Origin of the sequence: Pantoea sp. SIMBA_079 (genome assembly GCF_046940275.1) — a bacterium.
GTDB classification, from domain to species: Bacteria; Pseudomonadota; Gammaproteobacteria; order Enterobacterales; family Enterobacteriaceae; genus Pantoea; species Pantoea borealis.
Window position 1 is genome coordinate 1 of record NZ_JAWRYR010000976.1, and the last position, 232, is coordinate 232.

The following is a 232-nucleotide window of genomic DNA, read 5'->3' on the forward strand; positions in this document are numbered from 1 at the left end:
CTGCGTTCAGCGACAGCCATGTGGGACTTCTGGTCGCTCTCACCGGAAAGCCTGCATCAGGTAACGATCCTGATGTCGGATCGCGGCTTGCCTACGGACGTCCGTCACATCAACGGATACGGCTCTCACACCTATTCGTTCTGGAACGATGCCGGTGAGCGCTATTGGGTCAAGTTCCATTTCAAGACCATGCAGGGCCACAGGCACTGGACTAATGCGGAAGCCGAGACCG

1 protein-coding gene is annotated in these 232 nt (G+C 57.3%); it reads left to right on the forward strand.

The features are described 5' to 3' along the window. Positions 1 to 232: catalase (locus SB719_RS22850; protein WP_412160139.1), on the forward strand; the 232-nt coding region annotated here is incomplete at both ends.